We start from the raw sequence: 25,509 nt of genomic DNA, 5'->3' as shown, positions 1-25,509 counted from the left end.
GGAACGGCTTGGAGTCAGGACAGGATCGATCCGCCGAAGTCGTCGTCATCGTCCGACGAGCTCCGGCGGCGGCGTTGCTGCTGAGGCGGTGGCGGGGCTGCCGGGCGCGGCGGTTGCGGCGGCGCGGCGGCACCCGTTTCTTCTGCGTCTTCGGGCAGGAACCGGCGCACCCGGTCGGGTTCGGGCTGGCCCTCTTCCTCGGCCGGCGGCGCGGGGAACGTCTTCTGCGCGTCGGCCACCAGCGTTTCCGTGGTCTGGTCGCCGCCGACGGTTTCGGCCGCGGCCTGCTGCAGCAGTTCGGGAATCCGGGCCTGCGCGCGCTGCACGAGCCGCATCACCTCGGCGGACACGTCGGCCATCTTCTTGCCTGCCGCGGAGTCCGCGAGCACCAGGTTCTTCAGCAGCCCCTTGGCATCCACGGTGACTTCGACCGAACCGTCCTTCGACCGCTCGGTGACGGTTTGGCCCTGCATGCGCTCGGCCATCGCCTGATAGCGGGCAGCGGTTTGCTGGAGCTGCTTCGTCCAGCCCTCGACCATCTGCTCGCTGGCGTCGATGCTGTCGGGCATCGGGCCCCCTTCTCCACGGTGACTTCTCCAGAATGACGGACGCGCGACCCCGTCGGTTCCGCGCGGGTCCGAATTGTCCGCGCGGCGCTGTTCCCCAGGTATTGATGACTACTGTACGCGAACTTCTGGTAGCGCGCCGTAATAAAAACCGGCCCGTCCGCGAAACTCGCGGACGGGCCGGGGGAAGGGGGGGAGCGGATCAGAGGTTGCCGCGGCGCTCCTGCTCCCGTTCGATGGCCTCGAACAGGGCCTTGAAGTTGCCCTTGCCGAAGCCGAGCGAACCGTGCCGCTCGATGAGCTCGTAGAACACGGTCGGCCGGTCGCCGATCGGCTTGGTGAAGACCTGCAGCAGGTAGCCGTCCTCGTCGCGGTCGACCAGGATCCGGTGCTCCTTCAGCGTCTCGATCGGCACGCGCACCTTGCCGATCCGGGCGCGCAGCTCGGGGTCGTCGTAGTAGGAGTCCGGGGTGTCGAGGAACTCGACGCCCGCTTCGCGCATCGCGGTGATGGTGGCGATGATGTCGTTGGTGGCCAACGCGATGTGCTGGCAGCCCGCGCCCTCGTAGAACTCGAGGTACTCGTCGATCTGCGACTTCTTCTTCGCGATCGCCGGCTCGTTGAGCGGGAACTTGACCCGGTGGTTGCCGTTCGACACCACCTTGCTCATCAGCGCCGAGTAGTCGGTGGCGATGTCGTCGCCGACGAACTCCGCCATGTTCACGAAGCCCATGACGCGGTGGTACCAGTCGACCCAGTAGTCCATCTTGCCGAGTTCGACGTTGCCGACGCAGTGGTCGACCGCCTGGAACAGCCGCTTCGGCGCGCCCTCGGGCCGCTTGACGGTGCCCTCGCGCGGCTCGTAGCCGGGGAGGTAGACGCCGTTGTAGCGGGACCGGTCGATGAGCGTGTGCCGGGTCTCGCCGTAGGTCGCGATGGCCGCGCGGCGGATCGTGCCGTGCTCGTCGGAGACGTCGTGCGGCTCCTCGAGGATCGTCGCGCCCTCCTTGCGGGCGTGCTCGATGCACTTGTCGACGTCGGTGGTCTCCAGTGCGAGGTCGATCACGCCGTCGCCGTGGCGGCGGTGGTGGTCGAGCAGCGGGGAGTCCGGCTTCACGCCGCCGGTGATCACGAAGCGTCCGGAACCGGACTTGAGCACGAAGGCCTTGTGGTCGAGCTGTCCCGTTTCGGGGCCGGAATACGCGACCAGCTGCATGCCGAACGCCACTTGGTAGAACCACGCGGTCTGGGTCGCGTTGCCCGCGATGAACACCACCGCGTCGAGAGCCTTGACCGGGAACGGGTCGGTCGAGGCGTCGTGGTCCACCAGTCCGACGAGCTGGCGGAGCTGGTCGTAGCTGACGTCGTCGAGTGCGCCGTGCGGATCCATCGTGGAGGTCATGTGTTGAGCATGAGTTGCGCCTGGCAAGCTGCGCAACGGTTTCCGTTTCGGCTGGACAATGTGTTCAGCATATCCTGGAGAAGCTCGGTCATCTTGGACAACCTGCGCAGGGAGAAAACCGGTGCTTGACTCGCTCGACGCGCGGCTGCTGCTGTTGCTCACCGACTCGCCCCGCCTCGGCGTGCTCGAATGCGCGCGCCGGCTCGGCGTCGCGCGCGGCACCGTGCAGGCCCGGCTGGACCGCCTGACCGAACGCGGCATCCTCGGCGGCTTCCCGCCCGAACTCGATCTGGCCGCGATGGGATACAGCCTCACCGCGTTCGCCGTGCTGGAAATCGCGCAGGGCAAACGCGCCGGTGTCGCGGAGGCACTGGCTGCGATCGACGAAGTGTGCGAAGTGCACGCCACCACCGGACAAGGCGACCTCTTCGTGCGCCTTGTCGCGCGCGACAACGACGATCTGCAACGCGTCATCGACGAAGTGGTTGGCGTGCCGGATGTTTTGCGTACGTCGACTTCGATCGCGTTGTCGACACCAGTGCCGCCGCGAGTGCGGCCGTTGCTCGAACGAACGGCTAGGACACGTACGTGAGATAGCGCTTCGCGGAGCGCTGTACGACGTTATGGGCGTCTGTACGCACGATGGCGTCCCACCACGCGCCGTAGAGCGCGTCGAAGGCGTACGGCTCCAACAGTTCCGCGGCGTGCCGTACGACGCTCGGCCGCTCCGGGATGAGGTTCGGGTAGCTGTACATGAAAGCGACGTGCGTACGGTCCGGGATGACCTGCACGATGTCGCCGGTCAGCAGCGCGCCGCGGCCTTCCTCGCCGTCCGGCCAGTGCATGACGGTGCCGCCGGGGAAGTGCACGCCGAGGTTGATCAGCTGCAGATCCGGCGAGACGTCGAGCGTCGTGCCGGTCCACAGCTGGATCGACGGATCCGGACGGCCGATCCATTGCTGGTCGTTCTCGTGCAGGTAGACCGGGACGTCGAAGGCGTGCGCCCATTCGACCATCGTCGTGTAGTAGTGCGGATGGCTGATCGCGATGCCGGTGATGCCGCCGAGTTCGGTGATCTTGCCGATCAGCTCGTCGTCGAGGTATGCGGAGCAGTCCCAGAGGAAGTTGCCGCTCGCCGCGCGGACCAGCAGCGCGCGCTGGCCGATCGCGAACCGCGGATCCGAACCGACGCCGATGAGGCCCGGACCCTGCTCCTCGACCCGCGGTTTGAGGCCGTCGTCCGCGCGGAGCGCGGCCAGGTCAGTCCACTGCTGCCCGCCCGGCGGGACGTATTGGCGCTCGTCCTCGCAGATCGGGCAGTCCGCGCGCGGGGCGGCGTACTGCGTCCCGCAAGTCCGGCAGAGCGGTCGGGTGCTCATCGGTGTCCTCCAGTGGTTTTGCTGAAAGACACGCTAGACCGCCGAACGCGCGCCGGGCCACGGGAATCCGGGCGGGCGCGCGTTCGGCGGAAGACGAGTCAGGACTCGCTGTAGGGCACCGCCTTGACCAGGGTGACCTTCATGGTCTTGCCGTTCGGCAGCTCGTACTCGCGGGACTCGCCCTCCTTGGCGCCGAGCAGCGCCTTGCCGAGCGGCGATTCGGGGGAGTACACGTCGAGCTCGCCCTCCGCGCCCTCCTCACGGGTGGCGAGCAGGAACTTCTCCTCCTCGTCGTCCCCGTCGTACTTGACGGTGAGCACCTTGCCGGGACCGGCCGTGCCGTCGTCGTCCGGAGCCTCGCCGACCTTCGCGTTGCGCAGCAACTCCTGGAGGTGCCGGATCCGGGCTTCGGCCTGGCCCTGCTCTTCGCGGGCCGCGTGGTAGCCGCCGTTCTCCTTGAGGTCGCCCTCTTCGCGGCTGTCGTTGATGCGGGCGGCGATGACCGGACGATTCTCGATCATTTCGTCGAGCTCGTGCTTGAGCCTGTCGTAGGCATCCTGGGTCAGCCAGGTCACCTTGGTGTCGCTCACGGTCACCATCTCCTCGTAGGGCCTGCCAGGCTTGGGTGTACAAGCCGGCCACCGCGTAACGCACGCGGCTGAGATAAAGGAAAAACACGGCCCGTCGGGGGCCGTGCTGGTGTACGAGCGTATCACGGCAGGACAGGTCGACGCCGGTCCATTTCACGCCGCGCGGACGCTCGCCGCGCATTTCACTCCGTTGGCCGCTACGGGGTTGACAGATAGCGTGGTATGGAATACGAGCAGCCGAACACGTCGGCGGTCACCGGGGCTCCGATGCTCTTCACCACTGTGTTCACCCTGCTGTGGCCAGCCCCGGCGGGAACCAGCACCTCCCGGCGGCCGCTTTCCGCGCCGGACTTGTCGCGCACCCGGACAACGCACACGCCGGGCTTGCTGTCGTCGTCCCGAGTGACGTTGATGGTGACCTGCATCGCGTCCCCGGGCCGCTCCTCGAAGCCGACGCGCTCCGCGTCGATCGGGGTCTTGCCGAGGTTGAGGTAGTAGATCCAGCCGATCGCGCCGCTCACGACCAGCGCGACGGCCACGAAAAGCCACCTCCGCCAGCGCTTCGACGGCTTGCCCTTGCCCGCGGTGCCGTACCGGTCCGCGGGCCGCGCCGGTACGGCGTCGCCCTCGGCGGTCACGGTCTCCCCGCTCTGCAAATCCGGGCCTCCGGTCAAACTTGTCGTACCCCTGGGGACAATAGGCGGTGCGGCCGGTCCGGGGCACCACCCTGGTCGAGTATCCGCGACCCGTACCGGCGGCGCGGAGCCGGGGCGGTTTACCGCGGCGCAACCAGGTGTCACGGAATAACAGGACAGGAAAGGGCCGTTCGGACCATGGTGGGAGCCGACGAGCTGACAACAGAAGACCGCAAGCAGCGACTGCGCCTGATGGCGGTGCACGCCCATCCCGACGACGAGTCGAGCAAGGGCGCCGCCACCATGGCCAAATACGTCGCCGACGGGCACGAGGTCATGGTCGTGACCTGTACCGGCGGCGAAGCGGGCAGCATTCTCAATCCGGCGATGGACCGGCCGGACGTGCTGGCGAACATGACCGAGATCCGCCGCGAGGAGATGGCGCGCGCGGCGAAGATCCTCGGCGTGAGCCACCGCTGGCTGGGCTTCATCGACTCCGGGCTGCCCGAGGGAGACCCGCTGCCGCCGGTGCCGGAGGGCTCGTTCGCGGTGATCCCGCTGGAGGAGTCGACCGAGGCCCTGGTGCGCGTGATCCGCGAGTTCCGCCCGCACGTCGTCACGACGTACGACGAGAACGGCGGCTACCCGCACCCGGACCACATCCGCACGCACGAGGTGTCGATGGCGGCCTTCGACGCGGCGGGCGACCCGGAGCGGTTCCCGGAGGCGGGCGAGCCGTGGCAGCCGCTCAAGCTGTACTACATGCACGGGTTCTCCAAGGCCAGGATGGTGGCGTTCGACACCGCGCTCAAGGAGGCCGGGCTGGAGTCGCCCTACGAGGAGTGGCTCAAGTCCTGGGACCCGAACCGCGCCGACATCATGGAGCGGGTGACGACCCGGATCGAGTGCGGGGAATACTTCGAGGTGCGCGACGAGGCGCTGAAGGCGCACGCCACGCAGATCGACCCGACCAGCCGCTGGTTCGCCGTTCCGCTGGAGATCCAGCGCGAGGTGTGGCCCACTGAGGAGTACGAGCTGAACCGCTCCCTGGTGGACAGCACGCTGCCGGAGGACGATCTGTTCGCAGGCATCAAGGAGAAGGTGAGCCCATGAGTTTCGGTGTGCCGGCCGTCGCGGTCGTCCCGCTCACCGCGTCGGCGCTGGTACTGGCCCAGCAGCCGGACAGCGGGGACAACGGCGGCCAGGGCGAGGACTTCGGCAAGTCCTCGCCGGTCGGCCTGCTGGTGCTGATCCTGTTCCTGATCGCGGTCGTCTTCCTGGTCCGGTCGATGAGCAAGCACCTGAAGAAGGTGCCGCAGACGTTCGACCAGGAAGAGGCCGCTTCGGAGACCGAGACGGCTGAGGCTGAGACGGCCGAAGGGGAGCCGGAGACGGCCGAGAAGAAGCCGGACGCGGCGGCGGCCAAGAAGAGCGACTGACCTCCCGCGACGGGCCTGGGCTAGCCGGCCAGCCCGTCGCGGAGGGCGGCGATCTTGTCCGCGAGCAGGCTGTCCTCGCCGGGCAGCACCGTGATGTACCGGTTTTCCTCGGGCCCGGACACCTCGAACGCGACGCGCCCGTCGGTGAGGTCGAGGTAGCTCAGCGGCCCGGCTTCCGCACGCCCTGGACGGGCCGGTTCGCGCACCGCGACGGTCATCTCGCCGACGCCGAACCAGGTCTGCTGGAACAGAGCGTCCACCGTCCGGGCGGCCGGGCTGCGGTCGTCAGTGAGGTCCGCTTGGAAGTCCTCCTGGGGCAGGGAGAACGCGTTCAGCTGGGCCGGCCGGTACCGCGGCAGGCTCGCGACCAGCGCACCGGCGGGGGTGCGGGTTCCGTCGAGCACCTTCAGCCGCACCCGGTCGCCGGAGCACAACGCCTTCACCCCGGTACGGCCCCGTACCGCGACCAGCACGCCGTAGCGGATGTCCTGGTTCTCGACATGGGCGACGTACTCGGTGTCGGCGCGGCCCAGCGCGTACAGCACGTCCTCGAACTCGTCGGCGAACCGGCCGTGTTCCAGCAAGCCCAGCCAAGCCAGCTCGTTGCGGACGGCCTCGTCGAGCCGTTGCTCCTCCGGCGTGAACCGGAGACGGCCCGAGAACACCGGATGCGGCTCGTCGAACCCGGCTTCCCGGAGCGCGCCGAGGAGGGCGTCGAGGGACAGCTCGGTCGCGCGCACCGCTGATTCCTCCCCGACGGCCTAGCGGGCCGGCCGGTCCCCGATCACTGGAGGCGTCGGTTTGAGGTCGCTGGTTCCGAATACGTGCGGGTCGGTTTCGCGGAGATAGGGCGGAGCGGTTTTCTCCTTGTCTTCTTCTCTGCTTTTGCCGGGTATTCCGCTGCCGAGCATGCCGCCGGATTTCCCTGCCGCGCCTGGGTTTCCGGCCGCGCCGCCGCGCGTCGCCGCCGATTCGCCGGGTGTGCGGACGCCGGCTCGGTTTCCCGCGCCGAGACCGCCGTTCGTGCTGCCGCCGGGTCCGCCGATCCCTGGTCCGGGATCGAATCCGCTGGTGCCGAGAGGGTTGACCGGCTGACCCGAGGGACCGAATTGATAACCGGGCGGCAATGCGGGTGAGCCGGGGCGGTACGAACTGAGGTGAGTCGAATCCGGCGGCTTGGCCACTTCGGAAGGGATCGCCTGCGGCCCGCTTTTCGCCGGGCCAGGCTCGCCGCTGCCAGGGTGATGCGCTGGGTGGTCGCGGCCGGTCGCGGGCATCGGCTCACGCGGTTTCGGAACCGAGCCGATCGGCTCCGGTATCGGTCCTTCAGCACCAGAAGGCGGCTTGGCGACGCCAGGACGGTGGCTGTCGGGCGGCTTGCCGCTCGGTCCGCCGGGACCCGCGACCGGCTTCCGCGGCGCGCTGGTGCTGGCAAGATCGACGGACGCGCCGGTGTCGCTCAACTCCGCGTAGCGCGCCGGAATCCGATCGGAATTCGTCCCGGTCGTCGAGTGATAGCCGGTGTAGGCGTCGACGTTGTGCTGGGCGTCGGCCTGCCACTGGCCGAGTTTGCCGAAGTAGCCAGGCCTCCCGTTGAGCGAGTCGTAGACGTCCTGCGCGGTGATTTCCGGCCGGTCGCCGACCGGTCTCACCGTGTTCTTGATGGCCTGGAAGGCGGACATTTGCCCGTCCGCCGCGTTCTGCGCGAACACCAGGTTCGCGCTGTGGTCTACCGAGGCGGCAAGCAAAGGAGCGGCCGAATTCGCGGCTTCCTCCGCGGAAACGCCCTGCCAGCCAGCACGTACTTTCTCCGCGAGACTGGCGATCTCGTCGGCGCGATCCAGCAGTCGCTCGCTGAGGTCTTTGGCGGCTTGCTGGGTGCTCCCCAGCGATTCGGGCCCCTGTCCTTCGGTGATGAGGTGGTAGATCTCCGCGGGGGTCAACGATCGACCGGCCATCAGCGTCCTCCTCGCAGATTGCCGAGTACTTTTTCCTCTACGTCACGGGCGGATTCGCACGGATCCTTTTCTCCTTTGTGCGCGGCCGACTGGGTGATCGACACGACTACGGTTTCGCGGTCGCTGGTCCCCATCGCGACGTCGCATTCGCCGCGGCTCGCCCGCGGATCGTCTTCCCCGTAGGCGACGACGGGATACCCGTCGATCGGCGCGAGGGGAAGAAAGAACGGGTAGGCGTGGCCCTTCGCGCGATAGACCGACGTCAGGCCCAGTTTGTTGATGTTGGGGTACAGGACCGCCACGGTGGCCTGGGCGAACCAGCCGCAGGCCGGTCCGACCGGGCCGTGCGGGTCTGGGTGGACCCGCGCGCGGTCGCCGAGGAGGTCCGAGATCTGTGCTGAGGTCAGGGTTTCACAGGGGTTCTGCTTGAACCGGGTGATGTCGAGAGGGTTCGGCACCTTCGGCACGCCAGGGTCGGGAACCTCCTCGGCCGTGGCGCTGCTCGGTGCCGGCGAATTGCTGGTGCGCGCAGCCGGGATGGGCTGGCCAGGGGCAGTGCTTGTGCAGCCGGCGGCGCACAGGGCGATTGTCGCGAGTGCGAGGGCGCGTCTCACAGACTTCCCCCGGATTTTCCGAGTTCGGCCGAGTGCGCGTCCTCGGCGGCCGTGTATTTGCCGAGCGCTTTGTGGTATTTCTCCGCCTGCTCCCGGCAGTACTGCTCACACTGTCGCAGCGAGGCCTGCAGAGCTTTTCCGGATCTTTGGAAAATATCCGCGTTGTCGGTGCTGGAAAAATCTCTCGCCGGTGGCTGAGTTTGCTCGACAACGCGCGCGTAGAGCTGGTCCAACCGGTATTTCTCGGCGAGATTCTGGTAGATTTCCTCGAGCCCTCGAAGCGTCTTTTTGTCGTACGCGTACCCGTCGCCCAGCAACGGAGCGACCGCCATCGTCTCGAACGACTCGCCGCCATACCTCCGGACCGGAGGCAGATTGGACTGCTGACTGTCGGCCACGATGTACGCCTCCCCTTGCGTAGATCGTTCCGGGTCCGCCGGGCCCAGACCTGTGGTTACCCTGTGACACCGGATAGTTACTGTAGTCGCCGCGATTAAGCCTGTCTGCAAATGCGAACTGCAACTCGCAGCCGAGTTCACGATTTGTGGACTTGAGCAGGGCGACTGTCCCGCCGTCAACAGGAAGCTTCACTCGAACGTCTTAAGCGGCAGACAGCAGGGGAGGTCCGTCAGTGCCGTTCCGCCAGTTGCTCGTCGTAAAGGCTTTCCGGCGGCAGATGCTTGCCCGGCGACCCGATCTCGCCGCTCCGGTGGCCCGGCTGCGGTTTGCTCTGCGTTCCGGTGCACCCGAGCGCCCAGTTGTGCGCGGTCGGCGGGTTTTCCACGAGATACGAGCCGACGCCGCAGTTCCACAGCACCGAATTCGCGCCCGCCCAGCCCTGGCCGCTGCCCATCCACTGCCGGTCCGACAGTTGGAGATGTCCTGACGGCGGGCTCATCGTGAGGTCGTCGTAGAGAGTGCCGCTCGCCCAGCGCTGATGCGGGCCGGCGTCGAGGATCCGGGAACCGGTGTTGGTCGCGGTGCACCGGCTGACCACGTTGGGGCCGGGCACCCTGGCCTGCGTGACCCAAGCGTGTACGTTGCTGCCGGTGACGACGCATTGCCGCACCAGGGTTTCCTGGCCGCTGATCGTGTAGGCGGCGGGCTGGTCGTGGATGTCCTGCGGAACGGACTCGTCGAGAGACGACGTGCGCAGCAGGCTGACCCGGATCGCGTTCTGCCCGATCCCGAAGGCGGAACCGAAATGATCCGCGACCACGTCGTCGACCCAGCTGTCCTGTGCGGTATCCACGGATACCAGCTGGGATTTGAAGAAACCGTCGTGGTGCCAGGCGGGATCCTGCTCGAACTCGGCTCCGTCCGCGGACAGGTGCGCGAGGCCGGAACCGCTGATGCGGCCGGGATACGCATAGCGGGTGACTGTGGCGTGGGTGTACTGGCTTTCCAGCGCGTTGGTCAGCGGGACGTCGAACTTGACGGTTTTGCCGTTGACGGCGGTGATCGTCCGGTCGAATTGCAGCCCGGCGTTCGGTGTCCACTGCTTGCTCGGAGTTCCGTCCGGCCGCGGCGGGATCTTGTCCATGCCGATCGCGTGAATCCACGACTGTTCCTGTGGACGCTGCACGACGACGTGGTCGCCGACGTGCAGGGACGAGGCATCGCTTACGTCAAGCTGATCCGCGCCGACCGGGACGTAGCTGCTGGTGACCGGGATTGCTGAACCGGCCGAGGCGCGCGAACCGGTGCCGGCGATCGTGACCAGCGTGTGCAGTTTTCCTGCTGCCACCAGCTTGGTCCCGTTCGCTCCGCTGCCCGCGCCGCGCAGTTCGACGTTGCTGGCGCTGATCTGCAGCGTGCCTTCGAGCCGGTAATCGCCGGCCGCCAGTTGGACCGCGCCGGGCTTGCCGCTGTTCGCGACCTGGTTGATGGCCTGCTGAATACGCGGGGTGTCGTCGCCGGACGGCTGCGGCCCGACGGTCGCCGCGACCGGCAGTTCGGGTGGCGGAGCGTCGCCATTGCGGTAGCCGACGCGGGAGAAATCCGGGATCCGGTTGCCCTGCGCGTCGGTGCCGTAGGCGAGGCGGCCGTTGGTGAAGGTGATCCAGTTCGGTGCCGCGGATGCCGCATGGACGCTGCAACCCGACAAACCAAGACATCCGATGAAAACAATCGCGACAACGGACTTCCGGGAGACAGCGCCAAGGGATCGCCTCATGGAGGCGGACTGTAGCGATCTTCCCGTCGGGAAACCAAGACCAGAGGTCGGATTTCTCAGCGTCCGCTCAGCGGATCGGCGCGGGATCACCCGATGCGCGCGAGCCAGTCCCGGAGCTGCCGTGCGTACTCCGGCGCGAACTGCGGGGTCCAGCGCCGGAAGTAGACGTGCATGTTCAGTGCGTGCAGCGCGTGCGCGAGCTCCACCCGTCGCTCCCAGTCGTCCGGCAGCGGGAACGTGGCGGCATACGACTGAAGGAAGGCGGCCCGGCCTTCCGAGAACCCGGCGAAGATGTGCTCGTCCAGCTTGCCGAAGTCGCGGAACCGGTCCGCGTACGCAGCGTGTTCGAGGTCGAGGACGCAGGTGATCCGCCCGTCGCGCACCAGGATGTTCGGGAGCCAGAGGTCGCCGTGCGTGAGCGCGGGCACGCTCGCGGACTCGTCGAGCTGTGCCACGGCGCCGGCGAACGCGGACCGGAGGACGCCGGCTGGACCGGCCTGTCCGCCCGCTGCGCCGGGAAGCAGTGCTTCGACCTCGGCCTCGACCGATTCCCGCAGCGACGCCGCCTGGCTTCCGCCCAGCACGTCGCCGAAATGCGGTCCGGCGATGGCGTGCAGCCGCCCGGTGACCTCGCCGAGGTCTTCGAGCAGGACCTTGCGCTCCCTCTCGGACAGGAGCTCCCATACGTCGCTGGCCGCGTCGCCCTCTTGGTACTCCTGGATGAGCACGGGGCCGCCTAACGCGGGCTCGTGCGGAACCAGATTCCGGTAGCGCACAACGGGAATCCCGCACTCGGCCGCCGTCCGCGCGCTGGCGACCAGCCGCCGCAGATGCGCGGGATCCCGATCGCGCTGCGGCACCTTCACCAGCAGCTGGCCGTCTTCGGTGTCGGCCACCCACTGCTTGCTCGTATAGCCCTTGTCGAGGAAACGAACCGACCTGACGTGGCTCTTCGGGTACTCCCTCTCCAGGACCTGCTTGATCGCAGTCGTGTCTTCCGTCGGCATGAAGATCAACTTAGGCACCACGGCGACCTTTCTTCCAGTCAATTCAGGCCCGCCCGCCGCGAGTGCTCCCGACCGGGATGAGGCACACTCGGCACCATGTCGAACCGCCTCGCCGACGCGACGTCCCCGTATCTCCTGCAACACGCCGGGAACCCGGTCGAGTGGTGGGAGTGGGGCCCGGAAGCGCTGGCCGAGGCGCGTCGTCGCGGGGTGCCGATTCTGCTGTCCGTCGGGTACGCCGCCTGCCATTGGTGTCACGTCATGGCGCACGAGTCCTTCGAGCACGAGGGCACCGCGACCCTGATGAACGCGCATTTCGTCAACATCAAGGTCGACCGCGAGGAGCGGCCGGACATCGACGCCGTCTACATGGCCGCCACACAGGCCATGACCGGTCAGGGCGGCTGGCCGATGACCTGTTTCCTCACACCCGAGGGCGAGCCATTCCATTGCGGCACTTACTATCCGCCCGCGCCGCGGCCGGGGATTCCGTCGTTCACGCAGCTGCTGGTGGCGGTCGCCGAGGCGTGGGAGGAACGGCCGGACGACCTGCGCGAGGGCGCGAAACAGATCGTCGGGCATCTCGCCGAGCAGAGCGGTCCGCTGAAGGAATCGGCTGTCGACGCCGACGCTTTGGCCCAGGCGGTGACGAAACTTGCGCAGGAGGCAGACTCGGCGCACGGCGGTTTCGGTGGCGCGCCGAAGTTTCCGCCGTCGATGGTGCTGGAGTTCCTGGTGCGCCACCACGAGCGCACGGGCTCGGCGCAGGCTCGCGAACTCGCCGAGTCAGCGGCGGACGCGATGGCTCGCGGCGGCATCCACGATCAGCTGGGCGGCGGGTTCGCGCGCTACTCCGTGGACGCGGAGTGGATCGTTCCCCACTTCGAGAAGATGTTGTATGACAACGTTTTGCTGCTCCGAGTGTACGCGCATCTCGCACGCCGTGGTTCAGAGTCGGCGCGACGGGTAACAGAGGGAATCGTCCGGTTCCTCGAGCGCGATCTTCTTACGCCGCAAGGAGGTTTCGCGGCATCGCTCGATGCGGACACCGAAGGCGTCGAGGGATTGACCTACGTCTGGACTCCCGCGCAGCTCAACGAGGTACTCGGCGCGGACGGTCCGTGGGCGGCTGAGCTTTTCAGCGTTACCGAAGACGGTACGTTCGAAGAAGGCGCGTCGACCCTTCAACTGCGGACAGATCCGGAAGATTTCGACCGGTTCGAGCGCGTCAGGCAAGCGTTGCTCGAAGCGCGAGCTGAGCGAGCACAACCGGGACGGGACGACAAGGTAGTCGCGGCGTGGAACGGTCTCGCGATTTCCGCGCTGGCCGAAGCGGGCGTCGCGCTGGAACGTCCACAGTGGATCGAACTGGCTCGCAACGCGGCGTCGCTGCTGCTGGACCTGCACGTCGTGGACGGGCGCCTCCGCCGCAGCTCGCGGGACGGCGCGGTCGGGACCCCGGTCGGCGTGCTGGAGGACTACGCCTGCCTCGCCGACGGCCTTCTCGCCCTCCACCAGGCCACCGGCGAACCCCGCTGGCTCACCGAAGCGACCCGGCTGCTCGATGTCGCCCTGGCGCATTTCGCGTCGGACGTCGCGCCGGGTGCGTATCACGACACCGCCGACGACGCGGAAGTCCTGGTGCAGCGTCCGTCCGATCCGACGGACAACGCGAGCCCGTCTGGTGCCTCGGCGCTGGCCGGCGCACTGCTCACCGCGTCCGCGCTGGCCGGGCCGGACCAAGCGGCGCGATACCGCGACGCTGCCGAACTCGCTTTGCGGCGCGTCGGCCTGCTCGCCGCGCGGGTGCCGCGCTTCGCCGGGCACTGGCTGTCCGTGGCGGAGGCGGCGCAGTCCGGACCGGTGCAGGTCGCGGTCGTCGGCGCGGACCGGGCGGAGCTGGTCGCCGCCGCCGCGCGGCACATCCACGGCGGCGGCATCGTGCTCGGCGGCGAGCCGGACGCGTCCGGTGTCCCGCTGCTGGCCGACCGGCCGCTCGTCGACGGCGAAGCGGCGGCGTACGTCTGCCGCGGCTACGTCTGCGAACGCCCGGTGACCGCGGCGGACCAGCTCATCGCCCAGCTCTGACGAATTCCGCCCCTGGTGAACGCGGTACCCACCCAGGTGGAATCAGCGTAGCTTCAGTAGTGACGTAATCATGTAATCAAGGATGGTGGACGTCATGGGGCGAGGTTGGAAAGGCCGGGGCTGGCAGCAGGCCGAGGCGCCGTCGGCGGAAGACGCGGCGGCGTGGTTCGGCGGACGGCTCCCGGACGGCTGGTTCACCGGCGAACCGGAAATCACCGTGGACCGCGAAGAGATCCTGATCGTGGGCGAACTGCCCGCGCTCGCCGGCGAGTACGCCGACGACGCGGCCCGCGCGGCCGCGGAGGACGGGCGGATCAGCCGGTTCCGCGAGGAAACCCGCGACGAGCGCATCGAAATCGCCCGGCAGGCCGAGCACCGCTACCAGCGCAAGGTGGCGTGGGGCGCGAAGCTGGGCGGTACGACGGTGCACTTCACGACGCTGTCGGTGCCGGTGATGACCCGGCTGCGGCAACCCGAACGGCTGGTCCTCGACACGCTCGTGGACGCCGGCGTCGCGCGGTCTCGGTCCGAGGCGCTGGCCTGGGCGGTACGGCTGGTCGGCGAGCACGCGGATACATGGCTGACCGAACTGCGCGAGGCGATGACCAAGGTCGACGACCTGCGGTCGAAGGGGCCCGACCTGGGCTGAGCTGCGGGACTTCCTCCGCTGCGGCAGGCTGGTGGCAGCCTGCTGTATCGGAGGAACCGTGGACATCCCTGCTGTGCCTGAGAAAGTGGACCCGGATGCGTTGACTGCCGTCCTCGATGGACGCTGGGCCGGGTTGAAGCGCGACGTGCGCGCGCAGATGAGCACGGAGAAGTTCCGGGACACGATCGGTCTCGACGTCGAGGCGCACCGCGTCCAGGTGCTGGACCAGCTGCGGAAACTCGCCGAAACGGACCGCCCCGCGCTCGGGTTCGACGCCGCGTACGGCGGGCTGAGCGACGTCGGCGGGTCGGTGATGTCGTTCGAGATGCTCGGCTACGGCGACCTGTCGCTGATGGTCAAGGCCGGCGTGCAGTGGGGCCTGTTCGGCGGTGCGGTGCAGCTGCTCGGCACCTCGTCGCACCACGAGAAGTACTTGCGCCGCATCATGAATCTGGACCTGCTCGGCTGCTTCGCGATGACCGAGCACGGCCACGGTTCGGATGTCCAGCACCTGCACACCACGGCGACTTACGACCCTTCCACGCGCGAATTCGTCGTGCACAGCCCGGATCCCGGCGCCACCAAGGAATACATCGGCAACGCCGCCCGCGACGGCCAGCTCGCGGTAGTCTTCGCGCAGTTGCTCACTGGTGGCAAATCCCGTGGCGTACATGCTTTCCTGGTACCGATCCGCGACGACTCCGGCGCTCCGGCTCCGGGCGTCACCATCGCCGACTGCGGCGTGAAGGCAGGCCTGAACGGCGTCGACAATGGACGGTTGACCTTCGATCAGGTCCGCGTGCCAAGGGAAGCGCTGCTGAACCGCTTCGGCGACGTAGCCGAGGACGGCACCTACACAAGCCCGATCGAAAGCGACGGCCGCCGGTTTTTCACGATGCTGGGCACGCTCATCCGCGGCCGCGTGAGCGTCGGCGGCAGCGCCGGATGCGCCACCCAACGCGCCCTGACGCTGGCAGTTCGCTACGGCGACCAGCGACGGCAGTTCCAGCGTCCGGACGGTGACGAGGTCGTCATCCTCGATTACCTTGGACACCAGCGGAAACTGCTGCCAGCTTTGGCGAAGACCTACGCCCTGCACTTCGCGCAGGAGGAACTGGTCGCCGCCCTGCACGACATCTCTCCCGACGCGCCGGAGGAAGAACAGCGCGAACTGGAGTCCCGAGCCGCCGGCCTGAAGGCTTTGAACACCTGGCATGCCACCGCGACCATCCAAACGGCCCGCGAAGCCTGCGGCGGCAGTGGGTACCTTGCGGAGAATCTGCTGGCCGGTCTGAAGGCCGACACAGACGTCTTCACCACCTTCGAAGGCGACAACACCGTGTTGTTGCAGCTGGTGGCGAAGGGCTTGCTGACGCAGTACAAGGAACACTTCGAGGACCTCAGCCCGCTGGCGACCGCGCGCTTTGTCGCCGAACAGCTCGTGGACACCGTGAAGGAACGCTCAGCCGCTTGGCGATTCCTGGAGCGGCTCACGGAATCCGACGACGCTACGGTGCTCTTCGACCGTGAGTGGCAACAGCGTCTCTTCGAGGACCGTGAAGAGCACGTGCTGAGCGGTGTGGCCAACCGTCTCCGCAGAGCTGCTTCGGATCCCTTCGGCGTCTTCAACTCCGTACAGGACCATGTGCTGCTCGCCGGACGCGTACACGTGGACAGGTTGATTCTCGACGCCTTCGCCCGGGCTGTGGCTAGTTGCAGCGACCCGGACGCGGCTGCGCTGCTTTCGCGGCTCTGTGACCTGTACGCCCTGTCAACAATCGAGACGGACCGCGCCTGGTTCCTGGAGCACGGCCGAATCACCGCAAGCCGCTCCAAGGCGGTAACTGCGGCGGTTAATGCGCTGTGCGGGGCGTTGCGGCCGCATGCGAGGACGTTGGTGGATGGGTTCGCGGTTCCGGAGCAGTTCTTGGCGGCACCGATGCTGAACGGCTGAACTCGGTGCGCTGGGCGAGGTCTTCGGAGATCATGTCGAGCGATACGACCGCGCTGAACGAGCCACTGACCATGGTGTCGAGCGCCTCGGCGGACATGGGTGGCGTCGCTGGTCCTGCGCTACGTCGCGGACTGGGGCCGCTCCTCGCTGAACTGCGGCGCTGCCTGAACCCGGACGGATGTACCGCCGTCTGGTATCGGCAGTCTTCACATCGCTGCTGGAAGCCGGGTTCGCGGTCGAGGAGCCGCAGCCGACACCGGGGGTGGAGGACCCGGAGCTGGAGAGGATCTTGCGGACGACACCAGTGTTTCTGTACGTGCGCGCGGTTCGCTAGGCCGCCGTCGGCAGCGGTGAACGCCACCCCGCTGGTCAGGGAGTGACAGCGTGGAACGCGATGCGTTCGATCATCGCGTCCAGCCCGGCTTCCAGCGCCGCGGTGCTGCGCTGGGCCTGTGCGAGGATCAGGCCGCCCTGCAGCGCGGCCATCGTCGCCAACGACAGGCGGTGCGGGTCTGCGTCGTCGCGCAGCACGCCCCGGTCGAGCATGTCCTGCAGGCCGTCGCGGATCGCATCGGTCCACAGTGCGAAGCCCTCCGCCAATGCGGCGCGCGCGGCGGGGTCGTGTTCGGCGAGTTCGCTGGTCAAGCTCCCGAGCGGGCAGCCGCCTCGGCAGTCGAGGTCGTGTTCGATCTGCACGATCGCGTCTCGCCAGTCCCGCAGCGCCTCGAAGCTGTCCAGCCGGGAGAGGAGCACTCGCTGTCCGGTGAGGATGCGGGCGGTCTGGAACTCGATCACCGCGCGGGTGAGCGCGCTCTTGTCCGCGAAGTAGTGGTAGATCTGCGATGAGCTGACCCCGGCCGCATCCCGGACGTCGGGAGTGCTGGTGCCGGCGACGCCGCGCTCGAACATCAACTGCGCGGCGGCGGCGACGATCCGCTCGCGCGTGACGAGCCCACGGGTCGTCCGTCTGGTCGTGCCGGCGCCCTCGGCAGCCGGGGTCACGGTCTCGCTCACTCCCGCAGGATACGGAAGCTCGCCAAAACTGGATTTGACTATCCAGTTCCTCGGCGGTACTACTGGATAGAGAAATCCAGTTTGGGGCTCGGCCCCGCGTCCTGCGAATCTCCCACGCCCGAAAGGCTTGCCGTGACCACCATCGACAGCACCATTGCCGAGCGGGTATCCGCCATGCACCAAGGACTCGCTGATCGGCTGCCAGCCGAGGCCTGGGCGGCTTTTGGCGGCGAGCAGGCGGAACTGGACGCCGCTGGCCTGCCCGAGGGCGTGCTCGCCGCAGGCACGGCGATGCCAGACGGAGAGCTGCTCGACGTCCACGGCGCCCCGGCGACGCTCGAATCCGCCCGGCACGGCAAGCCCGCCGTGGTCGTGACCTACCGAGGCGCGTGGTGCCCGTACTGCAACGTGGCGCTGCGCACCTACCAGGAGCAGCTTGTTCCCGTGCTGGCGGAACGGGGAGTCGAGCTGATTGCGATCAGTCCGCAGAAACCAGACGGGTCGCTGTCCATGGCGGAGAAAAACGAGCTGACCTTCACCGTGCTGTCCGATCCCGGCAACCAGGTCGCCGCCGCTCTCGGCGTGCTCACCGCCCCCACTGAAGCCGCCCGCGCCGCACAGACGACTCTCGGCGTGGACCTCACCGCGGCCAACGCCGACGGCAGCCATGGCGTACCGATGCCGACGGTCGTCCTCGTCGACGCCGAGGGCACGATCCGGTGGATCGATGTGCACCCCAACTACACCACTCGCACTGAGGTCCACGAGATCGCGACAGCGCTCGATTTGCTCTGAAACGACTCAGGGCGCCTCCAGGCAGCGTGACGGCCTGGAGACGGCCTGAGGAAGAAACCCGCAGCTAGGCGTACATCGCCAACCAGATCGCGATGTAATGCGACACCGCGGCCAGGACCGTGCACGCGTGGAAGAACTCGTGGTACCCGAACGTCTCCGGCCAGTGATTCGGCCACTTCACGGCGTAAAAAACCGCCCCAACCGTATAGAACAGGCCGCCCACGCACAGCAGCACCAAAGCCGCGACCCCGGCATGGCTCAGCAGTTCCGGCAGGACGAACACCGCGACCCAGCCGAGCGCGATGTAGATCGGCACGCCCAGCCAGCGCGGCGCGTGCGGCCACAGCATCTTCATCGCCACGCCGAGGACCGCGCCGCCCCAGACGATGCCCAGGACGATGTATCCGGTCGGCTTCGACATGGCCAGCAGGGTGAACGGCGTGTAGGTGCCTGCGATGAAGAGGAAGATCATCGAGTGGTCGGCGCGCTTCATCCACTTGTACGCGCGCGGGCTCCACAGCCTGCGGTGATACAGCGCGCTCACGCCGAAGACGCCCAGCACGGTGAGGCCGTACACGGACGTCGCCAGCGCGGCTGTCGGGGAAACCGTCGAGGCGGCGAGGCTGATCAGCGCGGCGGCCGCGGCGACGGCGCCGAAGAATGACCAGAAGTGGATGTGGCCGCGCAGCCGGGGCCGAGTGTCCTCGGGGGCGGGCGGGGGATCGATCGTCACACTCACCGTGCCAAGGCTACGGGACCGTAGGTTTTTTGCCAGCCCCCGTGGCGCGTCACACCCTTAATCCAGGGGTGCGTACGCTCGGGCGACGTGAGCCTCCGGTCCTTCATGTCCGACGTCGTCTACAGCGTCTACAGCCGCCGACTGATCCAGCAGTCGGCTGGCCGTCATCCTCGGCATATCGCGATCATGCTCGACGGCAATCGCCGCTGGGCCCGCGAGGCCGGGTTCGCCGACGTGGCCGACGGGCACCGCGCCGGGGCCAAGAAGATCGCCGACTTCCTCAGCTGGTGCCAGGAGGCCGAGGTCGAGGTCGTGACGATGTGGCTGCTGTCCACCGACAACCTCAACCGCGATCCGGACGAGCTCACGCCGCTGCTGAAAATCATCACCGACGTCACCGACGAACTCGCCGGGGCCGAGGTGCCGTGGCGGCTGCGCATCGTCGGCGCGCTCGACCTGCTGCCGCTCGAGGTGGCGCAGAAGCTCACCGCCGCCGCGGCGCGGACCGAGAACCACTCGGGCATGGAGGTGAACATCGCGGTCGGCTACGGCGGACGGCAGGAGATCGCCGACGCCGTCCGCAAACTTCTGCTGCAGCACGCCGACGAGGGCACTTCGATTCGCGAACTCGCGAAAATCCTCGACGTCGACCACATCTCGGAACATCTCTACACTTCCGGCCAGCCGGATCCGGATCTGATTATCCGAACGTCCGGTGAACAGCGGCTTTCCGGATTTCTGCTCTGGCAGTCCGCGCATTCGGAATTCTGGTTCACCGAGGCTTACTGGCCGGCATTCCGGCGCGTCGATTTTCTCCGCGCGGTGCGCGACTTCGCCTGGCGCCACCGCCGGTTCGGGGCCTGAGGCGGAGAACCGGCCCGGCGGACCCACCCAGCCGGGCCGGCCGCCCCGGGCCGCGGACGCCGCGAAGGCCCCGGAGCCGAACCCCGGGGCCTTCGCGTCAAGACGGCTCAGCCGTGGTGGTGCTCCATCGAGTGGGCCACCAGCGCCGGGGTCAGCGCGACGCCGGTGTAGGCGCCGGCGACCAGCGAAGCGGCACCGTAGCCGAGCGCGCCGCCGCCCTCGATGAAGGTGGCGTAGGCGTCGCCGAACGTCGGGTCCGGAGCGCCCTGGGTCGCGGCCGGGGAGGCGAACGCCGTCCCGCCGATCATCATCAGACCCGCGGCCGCACCGGCGACAATTCCAGCCTTCTTCAGCACTTCGCACACTCCTAGGTAGAGATACTGGGATTCGGGGCACCGGAGTGTTCCGGTGGTGTGTCCCGCAGTAAGGAAATTACCCCCGAATGGCCTCTAGCGAATGGTGCGTACGCCCATTGTGTGAGCGCTTGAAGGCCCAGTTCACTCGGACCGGTTCAGTGTCCAGGACGCGAAATGCATTCTGGTCTGCCCCGTGGTACAAGGCCCTTTACCTGGGAATTGCCTGCACTCGGTGATTAATTTTCCTTGATCATCCATCTGTGCGACCCCCTGATCGCCGGACCCGGTGACGCTGAGTGAACACTGTGGACACTCTGTTTCGGGCGACCGACGGTGGGATGACGAATCGGCGAATCACCTGTGTGGCTGCCTGCACGACGGGGCGGACGTAGGTACCTTCCGGGATAGAGGATTCGCGTTCCGTGCGGATTCTCGCGGGAGGCCCTGGTCGTGGCGTTGATCGAGGGGGCGGCTCAGCCGCCCACGAGATGCACGAGGGGGCCGGCACCCGGCCCTCGTGGCCGTGCCGCCTGACGCAGCCAGCGTCAGGGAGTGCGGACCCAGCCAGGGAGGTGCCCGGCCCAGCGAGTGCGGGCGTGGGGTGCACACGCCCTCGAGGGAGATGCCGTCGTGACTGCGCAGCGTTCACCCCGCAAGGCCTCAGGCCGTTCTTCGACCGGTGCTCCGGCGCCGGAGAAAGCCTCGATCTCGCCCGAATCCCCACGCATCACTTATGTGCTCGACACGTCGGTGCTGCTCTCCGACCCGTGGGCGGTCACCCGGTTCGCCGAACACGCGGTGGTGCTCCCGCTGGTCGTCATCAGCGAACTGGAGGCCAAGCGCCACCACTCCGAACTGGGCTGGTTCGCCAGGGAATCCCTCCGGCTGCTGGACGATCTCCGGCTCAAGCACGGCAGGCTCGACGCCCCGATTCCGATCGGCGATCAGGGCGGAACCCTGCAGGTGGAGCTGAACCACACCGATCCGTCCGTCCTCCCGGTGGGCTTCCGCACCGATTCGAACGACCACCGCATCCTCGCGTGCGCGCTCAACCTCGCGACGGAGCAGCCGGCGGTCACCCTGGTGACGAAGGACATCCCGCTGCGGGTCAAAGCGGGTGCGGTCGGGCTCACCGCGGACGAGTACCGGGCGCAGGAGGTCACGCCGTCGGGCTGGACGGGCATGGCGGACGTGGACGCTCCCCAGGAGCTGATCGACACGCTCTTCTCGGGCGGTTCGGCGGATCCGGCGGAATTCGGTCTCGGCGAGGTGGGCGAACTGCCCTGTCACACCGGGCTGCGGCTGCTCGCGGGCAGCTCCAGCGCGCTCGGCCGGGTCACGGCGGACAAGCGGGTGCGGCTGGTGCGCGGCGACCGCGAGGCGTTCGGCCTGCACGGCCGCTCGGCTGAGCAGCGCGTGGCGCTCGACCTGCTGCTGGACTCCGACGTCGGCATCGTCTCGCTCGGCGGGCGAGCGGGCACCGGCAAGTCGGCGCTGGCGCTGTGCGCGGGCCTGGAGGCGGTGATGGAACGCCAGCAGCACCGAAAGGTCGTGGTGTTCCGCCCGGTCTACGCGGTCGGCGGCCAGGATCTCGGCTATCTGCCCGGGTCCGAGAGCGAGAAGATGCAGCCCTGGGCGCAGGCGGTGTTCGACACGCTCGGCGCGCTGGTCAGCCAGGACGTGCTGGACGAGGTGTTCGACCGCGGCATGCTCGAGGTGCTGCCGCTGACGCACATCCGGGGCCGCTCGCTGCACGACACCTTCGTGATCGTGGACGAGGCGCAGTCACTGGAACGCAATGTGCTGCTGACCGTGCTTTCGCGGCTCGGTTCGGCGTCGCGGGTGGTGCTCACGCACGACGTCGCCCAGCGCGACAACCTGAGGGTCGGACGGCATGACGGTGTTTCGGCGGTGATCGAAAAGCTGAAGGGGCACCCGCTGTTCGCGCACGTGACCCTGACCCGGTCGGAGCGCTCGCCGATCGCGGCGCTGGTGACCGAGATGCTGGAAGACCACGGCTGACCTGGATCCGTGAAGGGCGGCCTGCCGCGGGGGGACTGCGGTGGGCCGTTCTTCGCGGGATCTGCACTGGCGGGAGAACGGCGACCTTCAGACCTTGGAGCGGCTGAACCTCGCTCGGCCGTTCATGCTCGGCAAGCTCCTGCGAATCCGGAATGCCGTGGAGCATCAGGATTCGGAGCCGTCTCGCCTCGACGAGTGCGGGGAACGATCGACGTACTGTGGTCCTCTTGGCGCGACGCCTTCGCGTGGGCGGCCAATGGCCCACGAGCCGTGTTTTACGAGGGCCGGTAAGCAGCTCGCCGCATCCGGGATCGGACGCGGCGAGCTGACGTCTCACCAGCCGGAGGGCAGCGGGCGTCCCTCGGCGAAACCAGCCGCGGACTGCACGCCCAGCACGGCGCGCTCGTGGAACTCCTCCAGCGTGCGCGCGCCCGCGTAGGTGCAGGACGAGCGCACACCCGAGCAGATCGAGTCGATCAGGTCCTCAACGCCGGGCCGGGTCGGGTCCAGTGCCATCCGCGACGTGGAGATTCCCTCCTCGAACAGCGCCTTGCGGGCGCGGTCGAAGACGTTGTCCGTGCGCGTGCGAGCCCCGACGGCGCGCTTCGACGCCATCCCGAACGACTCCTTGTACGGACGGCCCTGCTCGTCGTACCGCAGGTCGCCGGGCGATTCGTGGGTGCCGGCGAACCACGAGCCGACCATCGCCGCGGACGCGCCTGCGGCCAGTGCCAGCGCGACGTCGCGCGGGTGCCGCACGCCGCCGTCCGCCCAGACGTGTTTGCCCAGCTCGCGGGCGGCAGCCGAGCATTCCGCGACGGCGGAGAACTGCGGACGGCCGACGCCGGTCATCATCCGCGTGGTGCACATCGCGCCGGGGCCGACGCCGACCTTGATGACGTCCGCGCCCGCGTGGATGAGGTCGCGGGTGCCCTCGGCGGTCACGACGTTCCCCGCCACGATCGGCACCTTCGGCGACACCGAACGGACCGCCTTGAGTGCGGCGATCATCTTTTCCTGGTGTCCGTGCGCGGTGTCGACGACCAGCGTGTCGACGCCCGCCGCCAGCACGGCTTCGGCCTTCGCCGCGACATCGCCGTTCACGCCGACCGCGGCGGCGACGCGCAGCTTGCCCTGAGCGTCGGCGGCCGGCGTGTAGATCTCCGAGCGCAGCGCGCCCACCGCGGTGAGGACGCCGGCGAGGCGACCGTCGGCGTCGAGGCCGAGGGCGAGCCGTCCGCCGTGGCTGTGCAGGAGTTCGAAAACCTCGCGCGGCGGCGTGTCGAGCGGCACGGCGACGACGGCCGGTTCGGCGACGTCGGCCAGCCGCGCGAAGCGGTCGACACCAGCGCAGGCGGCCTCGTCGACGACGCCGACCGGCCTGCCGTCACCGTCGACGATGACGACCGCGCCGTGTGCTCGTTTGTGCACGAGGTTCAGGGCGTCGGCCACCGCGTCGCCGCCGGTGAGGACCAGCGGCGTGTCCCACACGGCGTGGCGGGATTTCACCCAGGAGACGATTTCGGTCACTGCCTCGGTGTCGACGTCCTGCGGAAGCACGACGAGCCCGCCGCGGCGAGCGACCGTCTCGGCCATCCGCCGCCCGGCGACGGCCGTCATGTTGGCCACCACCAAGGGGATCGTCGCGCCAGTGCCGTCCACAGTGGACAAGTCGACGCCGAAGCGGGACTCCACGTCCGAACGGTTCGGCAGCAGGAACACGTCGTCGTAGGTCAGGTCGTGAGCGGGCACGTGCCCATCCAGAAAGCGCACGAGTCACCAGGCTACGTGGCTTGCGCGCGAGACGCTAACCCGGCGTGGCCCGTGGAACAATGGGCGGGTGGACAGCCGTGATCGCGACGACCAGGGACGGGCCCGCAATGCTCGTCCGCGTGATGGTCTAGGCCGCCCGCTTCCGTATGGAGCCGACGGCGTGCCGCGCCAGCCCGAAGGTGTGCAGCGAACCCCGGCGGAGACCCTGACGGAGGCCCAGAACCTGCTGGACGCGGGCCGCCCGTTCCACGCACACGAGGTCTTCGAGGACGCGTGGAAGGCGACCGACGGGCCGGAGCAGGAGCTGTGGCGCGGCTTGGCCCAGCTCGCGGTAGGGCTGACGCACGCGCTGCGGGGGAATGGGAACGGGGCGGTCGCGCTGCTGGAACGGGGCGCGGAGAACATCGCGCCGTTCCGGGAAGAGCCGCCGTACGGGGTGGACGTGGCGGGGTTGCAGCGGTGGGCGCAAGCGCTTGCGGCGGAGGCTCGGGAGCGGGCTCGGGTGGTTCCGGAGGTTCCTCGGCTGGCCCGGTGATTCCCGATTCGCCGGTGCGTGCCGAGCGGCGATCACCAACGTGCTGAGCGTGACGGAGACCGACGAAGCGGGGCGGCCGGAACCGACGATCACGGTCGCCTGGCTCGCCGGTGTGGTGCTGGCCGGCATCGGCGCTGGGCTGGCTCTGGTCGCGCTCACCCTGCCGCCGGCAGGCTCGCCCGGCTTCAAAACCACGGCATGGGGCTTCCACCGGGTCGAGTACAACCAGAACACCGCCAGCAGCGGTGGTGCGAAGCGGTTCGACTGCACCGCGGAGCCGACGAAGTGCCGCACGGCTCCGCGGTGACCCGCTAGGCGTCCGGCCAGTCCGCTGATCCCGCCTTTTCCTTCCCGACCGTCGTCGCCTCGCCGTGGCCGGTGCGGACGATGGTTGCGTCGGGGAGCGGGAAGAGGCGGTCGCGGATGGATTTCACGATGGTCGGGTAGTCGGAGTACGACCGGCCGGTGGCGCCGGGGCCGCCGTGGAACAGGGTGTCTCCGGTGAAGAGGACTTCCAGGTCGGGGCTGTGCAGGCAGACCGCGCCGGGGGCGTGGCCGGGGGTGTGCAGCACCGTCAGGTCGGTGCCGGCGACGGTGATGACCTGTCCGTCGGCCAGGTCGCCGTCGGGGGCGCGGTCGGGGTGGGTCAGGTCCCACACGACGCGGTCGGCCGGGTGCAGCAGGATCGGCGCGCCGGTGCGTTCGGCCAGTGCGGGGGCGGCGTTGACGTGGTCGTTGTGCGCGTGGGTGCAGACGATCGCGCGGACCGTGCGGTCTCCGACGACGTCCGCGATGGCGTCCGCGTCGTGGGCGGCGTCGATCACGATCACCTCGGACCCGTCGCCGACGATCCAGACATTGTTGTCCACGTCCCAGCTGCCGCCGTCGAGCTCGAACACGCCCGACGTGACCAGGTTCTGCACTATGGCCGTCATGCCGCAGACCCTAGTGGCC

General features: G+C 68.4%; 27 protein-coding genes. 11 read left to right on the top strand and 16 right to left on the bottom strand.

Going from position 1 to position 25,509, the window contains the following annotated elements; genetic code table 11:
• Positions 1 to 14: 14 nt before the first annotated feature.
• Positions 15 to 569, bottom strand: coding sequence for a YbaB/EbfC family nucleoid-associated protein (locus tag ACZ7OI_RS24065; protein WP_470266416.1), 555 nt, complete (start codon positions 567 to 569; stop codon positions 15 to 17).
• Between the two features lie 199 nt (positions 570 to 768).
• On the bottom strand, positions 769 to 1,968 hold the full coding sequence (gene hppD, locus ACZ7OI_RS24060) for a 4-hydroxyphenylpyruvate dioxygenase (protein ID WP_037816724.1): 1,200 nt from the start codon (positions 1,966 to 1,968) through the stop codon (positions 769 to 771).
• A gap of 121 nt (positions 1,969 to 2,089) precedes the next feature.
• Between hppD and ACZ7OI_RS24055 the strand changes: the two genes are divergently transcribed.
• Positions 2,090 to 2,560 (top strand): Lrp/AsnC family transcriptional regulator, encoded by a 471-nt coding sequence (locus ACZ7OI_RS24055; protein ID WP_009083170.1) that lies wholly within the window; start codon positions 2,090 to 2,092, stop codon positions 2,558 to 2,560.
• On the opposite strand, the gene ACZ7OI_RS24050 is transcribed toward ACZ7OI_RS24055, so the two are convergent.
• The 3 genes from ACZ7OI_RS24050 to ACZ7OI_RS24040 all read right to left on the bottom strand — a co-directional run bounded on the left by ACZ7OI_RS24050 (position 2,544) and on the right by ACZ7OI_RS24040 (position 4,575).
• Positions 2,544 to 3,347 (bottom strand): MBL fold metallo-hydrolase, encoded by an 804-nt coding sequence (locus tag ACZ7OI_RS24050; RefSeq protein ID WP_470266415.1) that lies wholly within the window; start codon positions 3,345 to 3,347, stop codon positions 2,544 to 2,546. The genes ACZ7OI_RS24055 and ACZ7OI_RS24050 overlap by 17 nt on opposite strands.
• A 98-nt stretch (positions 3,348 to 3,445) precedes the next feature.
• Positions 3,446 to 3,946 (bottom strand): transcription elongation factor GreA, encoded by a 501-nt coding sequence (gene greA / locus ACZ7OI_RS24045; protein ID WP_470266414.1) that lies wholly within the window; start codon positions 3,944 to 3,946, stop codon positions 3,446 to 3,448.
• A 188-nt stretch (positions 3,947 to 4,134) separates the two neighbouring features.
• Positions 4,135 to 4,575, bottom strand: a complete 441-nt coding sequence (locus ACZ7OI_RS24040) for a DUF4307 domain-containing protein (RefSeq protein WP_470266413.1) — start codon at positions 4,573 to 4,575, stop codon at positions 4,135 to 4,137.
• A 195-nt stretch (positions 4,576 to 4,770) separates the two neighbouring features.
• Here ACZ7OI_RS24040 and mca point away from each other — a divergent pair, with 195 nt between their 5' ends.
• Positions 4,771 to 5,685, top strand: coding sequence for a mycothiol conjugate amidase Mca (mca, locus tag ACZ7OI_RS24035; RefSeq protein ID WP_470266412.1), 915 nt, complete (start codon positions 4,771 to 4,773; stop codon positions 5,683 to 5,685).
• On the top strand, positions 5,682 to 6,011 hold the full coding sequence (locus ACZ7OI_RS24030; RefSeq protein ID WP_470266411.1) for a hypothetical protein: 330 nt from the start codon (positions 5,682 to 5,684) through the stop codon (positions 6,009 to 6,011). The genes mca and ACZ7OI_RS24030 overlap by 4 nt, the downstream gene beginning before the upstream one ends.
• 20 nt (positions 6,012 to 6,031) lie before the next feature.
• Here the strand turns inward: ACZ7OI_RS24030 and ACZ7OI_RS24025 are convergent, their stop codons facing one another.
• The 6 genes from ACZ7OI_RS24025 to ACZ7OI_RS24000 form a co-directional block, all read right to left on the bottom strand.
• The gene (locus ACZ7OI_RS24025) at positions 6,032 to 6,751 is read right to left on the bottom strand and encodes an ESX secretion-associated protein EspG (protein WP_470266410.1); all 720 of its coding nucleotides are present in this window, start codon (positions 6,749 to 6,751) and stop codon (positions 6,032 to 6,034) included.
• A gap of 21 nt (positions 6,752 to 6,772) precedes the next feature.
• The gene (locus ACZ7OI_RS24020) at positions 6,773 to 7,969 is read right to left on the bottom strand and encodes a PPE domain-containing protein (protein WP_470266409.1); all 1,197 of its coding nucleotides are present in this window, start codon (positions 7,967 to 7,969) and stop codon (positions 6,773 to 6,775) included.
• The gene (locus ACZ7OI_RS24015; protein ID WP_470266408.1) at positions 7,969 to 8,583 is read right to left on the bottom strand and encodes a DUF3558 domain-containing protein; all 615 of its coding nucleotides are present in this window, start codon (positions 8,581 to 8,583) and stop codon (positions 7,969 to 7,971) included. The genes ACZ7OI_RS24020 and ACZ7OI_RS24015 overlap by 1 nt, the downstream gene beginning before the upstream one ends.
• Positions 8,580 to 8,981, bottom strand: a complete 402-nt coding sequence (locus tag ACZ7OI_RS24010) for a PE domain-containing protein (RefSeq protein WP_470266407.1) — start codon at positions 8,979 to 8,981, stop codon at positions 8,580 to 8,582. Before ACZ7OI_RS24010 ends, ACZ7OI_RS24015 begins: the two co-directional genes overlap by 4 nt.
• A gap of 230 nt (positions 8,982 to 9,211) precedes the next feature.
• Positions 9,212 to 10,759, bottom strand: coding sequence for a hypothetical protein (locus ACZ7OI_RS24005; protein ID WP_470266406.1), 1,548 nt, complete (start codon positions 10,757 to 10,759; stop codon positions 9,212 to 9,214).
• 86 nt (positions 10,760 to 10,845) lie between these two features.
• Positions 10,846 to 11,766, bottom strand: a complete 921-nt coding sequence (locus ACZ7OI_RS24000) for a phosphotransferase family protein (RefSeq protein WP_470266405.1) — start codon at positions 11,764 to 11,766, stop codon at positions 10,846 to 10,848.
• A gap of 96 nt (positions 11,767 to 11,862) precedes the next feature.
• Here ACZ7OI_RS24000 and ACZ7OI_RS23995 point away from each other — a divergent pair, with 96 nt between their 5' ends.
• From ACZ7OI_RS23995 to ACZ7OI_RS23985, 3 genes are all read left to right on the top strand, one after another.
• Complete coding sequence (locus tag ACZ7OI_RS23995) at positions 11,863 to 13,854, top strand: thioredoxin domain-containing protein (protein WP_470266404.1); 1,992 nt, start codon at positions 11,863 to 11,865, stop codon at positions 13,852 to 13,854.
• A gap of 94 nt (positions 13,855 to 13,948) precedes the next feature.
• Complete coding sequence (locus ACZ7OI_RS23990) at positions 13,949 to 14,503, top strand: hypothetical protein (protein WP_470266403.1); 555 nt, start codon at positions 13,949 to 13,951, stop codon at positions 14,501 to 14,503.
• Positions 14,504 to 14,561: 58 nt separating this feature from the next.
• Entirely contained in the window at positions 14,562 to 16,457 is a 1,896-nt protein-coding gene (locus ACZ7OI_RS23985) for an acyl-CoA dehydrogenase family protein (RefSeq protein ID WP_470266402.1), read from the top strand.
• A 369-nt stretch (positions 16,458 to 16,826) separates the two neighbouring features.
• On the opposite strand, the gene ACZ7OI_RS23980 is transcribed toward ACZ7OI_RS23985, so the two are convergent.
• Positions 16,827 to 17,471 carry a TetR/AcrR family transcriptional regulator gene (locus tag ACZ7OI_RS23980; RefSeq protein WP_470266401.1) on the bottom strand — a complete coding sequence of 215 codons (645 nt, stop codon included), beginning with the start codon at positions 17,469 to 17,471 and terminating at the stop codon, positions 16,827 to 16,829.
• Between the two features lie 132 nt (positions 17,472 to 17,603).
• On the opposite strand from ACZ7OI_RS23980, the gene ACZ7OI_RS23975 reads away from it, so the two are divergent.
• Entirely contained in the window at positions 17,604 to 18,266 is a 663-nt protein-coding gene (locus ACZ7OI_RS23975) for a peroxiredoxin-like family protein (protein ID WP_470266400.1), read from the top strand.
• Positions 18,267 to 18,330: 64 nt separating this feature from the next.
• Here the strand turns inward: ACZ7OI_RS23975 and trhA are convergent, their stop codons facing one another.
• Entirely contained in the window at positions 18,331 to 19,005 is a 675-nt protein-coding gene (trhA, locus tag ACZ7OI_RS23970; protein ID WP_470266399.1) for a PAQR family membrane homeostasis protein TrhA, read from the bottom strand.
• A 105-nt stretch (positions 19,006 to 19,110) separates the two neighbouring features.
• On the opposite strand from trhA, the gene ACZ7OI_RS23965 reads away from it, so the two are divergent.
• Positions 19,111 to 19,869: an isoprenyl transferase gene (locus ACZ7OI_RS23965; RefSeq protein WP_470266675.1), complete on the top strand. Its 759-nt coding sequence runs from the start codon at positions 19,111 to 19,113 to the stop codon at positions 19,867 to 19,869.
• A 107-nt stretch (positions 19,870 to 19,976) separates the two neighbouring features.
• Here the strand turns inward: ACZ7OI_RS23965 and ACZ7OI_RS23960 are convergent, their stop codons facing one another.
• Complete coding sequence (locus tag ACZ7OI_RS23960; RefSeq protein ID WP_067576545.1) at positions 19,977 to 20,225, bottom strand: hypothetical protein; 249 nt, start codon at positions 20,223 to 20,225, stop codon at positions 19,977 to 19,979.
• A 735-nt stretch (positions 20,226 to 20,960) separates the two neighbouring features.
• On the opposite strand from ACZ7OI_RS23960, the gene ACZ7OI_RS23955 reads away from it, so the two are divergent.
• Positions 20,961 to 22,247 carry a PhoH family protein gene (locus ACZ7OI_RS23955; RefSeq protein ID WP_452077072.1) on the top strand — a complete coding sequence of 429 codons (1,287 nt, stop codon included), beginning with the start codon at positions 20,961 to 20,963 and terminating at the stop codon, positions 22,245 to 22,247.
• 333 nt (positions 22,248 to 22,580) lie between these two features.
• Here ACZ7OI_RS23955 and guaB1 read toward each other — a convergent pair whose 3' ends face one another.
• Complete coding sequence (gene guaB1 / locus ACZ7OI_RS23950) at positions 22,581 to 24,020, bottom strand: GMP reductase (protein ID WP_470266398.1); 1,440 nt, start codon at positions 24,018 to 24,020, stop codon at positions 22,581 to 22,583.
• A gap of 67 nt (positions 24,021 to 24,087) precedes the next feature.
• On the opposite strand from guaB1, the gene ACZ7OI_RS23945 reads away from it, so the two are divergent.
• Positions 24,088 to 24,555, top strand: coding sequence for a DUF309 domain-containing protein (locus ACZ7OI_RS23945; RefSeq protein ID WP_470266397.1), 468 nt, complete (start codon positions 24,088 to 24,090; stop codon positions 24,553 to 24,555).
• A 49-nt stretch (positions 24,556 to 24,604) separates the two neighbouring features.
• Entirely contained in the window at positions 24,605 to 24,862 is a 258-nt protein-coding gene (locus ACZ7OI_RS23940) for a hypothetical protein (protein WP_470266396.1), read from the top strand.
• Positions 24,863 to 24,866: 4 nt separating this feature from the next.
• Here the strand turns inward: ACZ7OI_RS23940 and ACZ7OI_RS23935 are convergent, their stop codons facing one another.
• Positions 24,867 to 25,490: an MBL fold metallo-hydrolase gene (locus ACZ7OI_RS23935; protein WP_470266395.1), complete on the bottom strand. Its 624-nt coding sequence runs from the start codon at positions 25,488 to 25,490 to the stop codon at positions 24,867 to 24,869.
• Positions 25,491 to 25,509: the final 19 nt, after the last annotated feature.

Source organism: Amycolatopsis sp. NPDC114503 (assembly GCF_055633655.1).
Note: the sequence above shows the minus strand (reverse complement) of the source record. Positions and strands in the feature narration are given on the sequence as shown.

Coding starts and splice junctions, on each gene's coding strand:
- ACZ7OI_RS24065 (WP_470266416.1), bottom strand. CDS start 569: ATGCCCGACAGCATCGACGCCAGCGAGCAGATGGTCGAGGGCTGGACG.
- hppD (WP_037816724.1), bottom strand. CDS start 1,968: ATGACCTCCACGATGGATCCGCACGGCGCACTCGACGACGTCAGCTAC.
- ACZ7OI_RS24050 (WP_470266415.1), bottom strand. CDS start 3,347: ATGAGCACCCGACCGCTCTGCCGGACTTGCGGGACGCAGTACGCCGCC.
- greA (WP_470266414.1), bottom strand. CDS start 3,946: ATGGTGACCGTGAGCGACACCAAGGTGACCTGGCTGACCCAGGATGCC.
- mca (WP_470266412.1), top strand. CDS start 4,771: ATGGTGGGAGCCGACGAGCTGACAACAGAAGACCGCAAGCAGCGACTG.
- ACZ7OI_RS24030 (WP_470266411.1), top strand. CDS start 5,682: ATGAGTTTCGGTGTGCCGGCCGTCGCGGTCGTCCCGCTCACCGCGTCG.
- ACZ7OI_RS24020 (WP_470266409.1), bottom strand. CDS start 7,969: ATGGCCGGTCGATCGTTGACCCCCGCGGAGATCTACCACCTCATCACC.
- ACZ7OI_RS24005 (WP_470266406.1), bottom strand. CDS start 10,759: ATGAGGCGATCCCTTGGCGCTGTCTCCCGGAAGTCCGTTGTCGCGATT.
- ACZ7OI_RS24000 (WP_470266405.1), bottom strand. CDS start 11,766: ATGCCGACGGAAGACACGACTGCGATCAAGCAGGTCCTGGAGAGGGAG.
- ACZ7OI_RS23995 (WP_470266404.1), top strand. CDS start 11,863: ATGTCGAACCGCCTCGCCGACGCGACGTCCCCGTATCTCCTGCAACAC.
- ACZ7OI_RS23990 (WP_470266403.1), top strand. CDS start 13,949: ATGGGGCGAGGTTGGAAAGGCCGGGGCTGGCAGCAGGCCGAGGCGCCG.
- ACZ7OI_RS23965 (WP_470266675.1), top strand. CDS start 19,111: ATGTCCGACGTCGTCTACAGCGTCTACAGCCGCCGACTGATCCAGCAG.
- ACZ7OI_RS23935 (WP_470266395.1), bottom strand. CDS start 25,490: ATGACGGCCATAGTGCAGAACCTGGTCACGTCGGGCGTGTTCGAGCTC.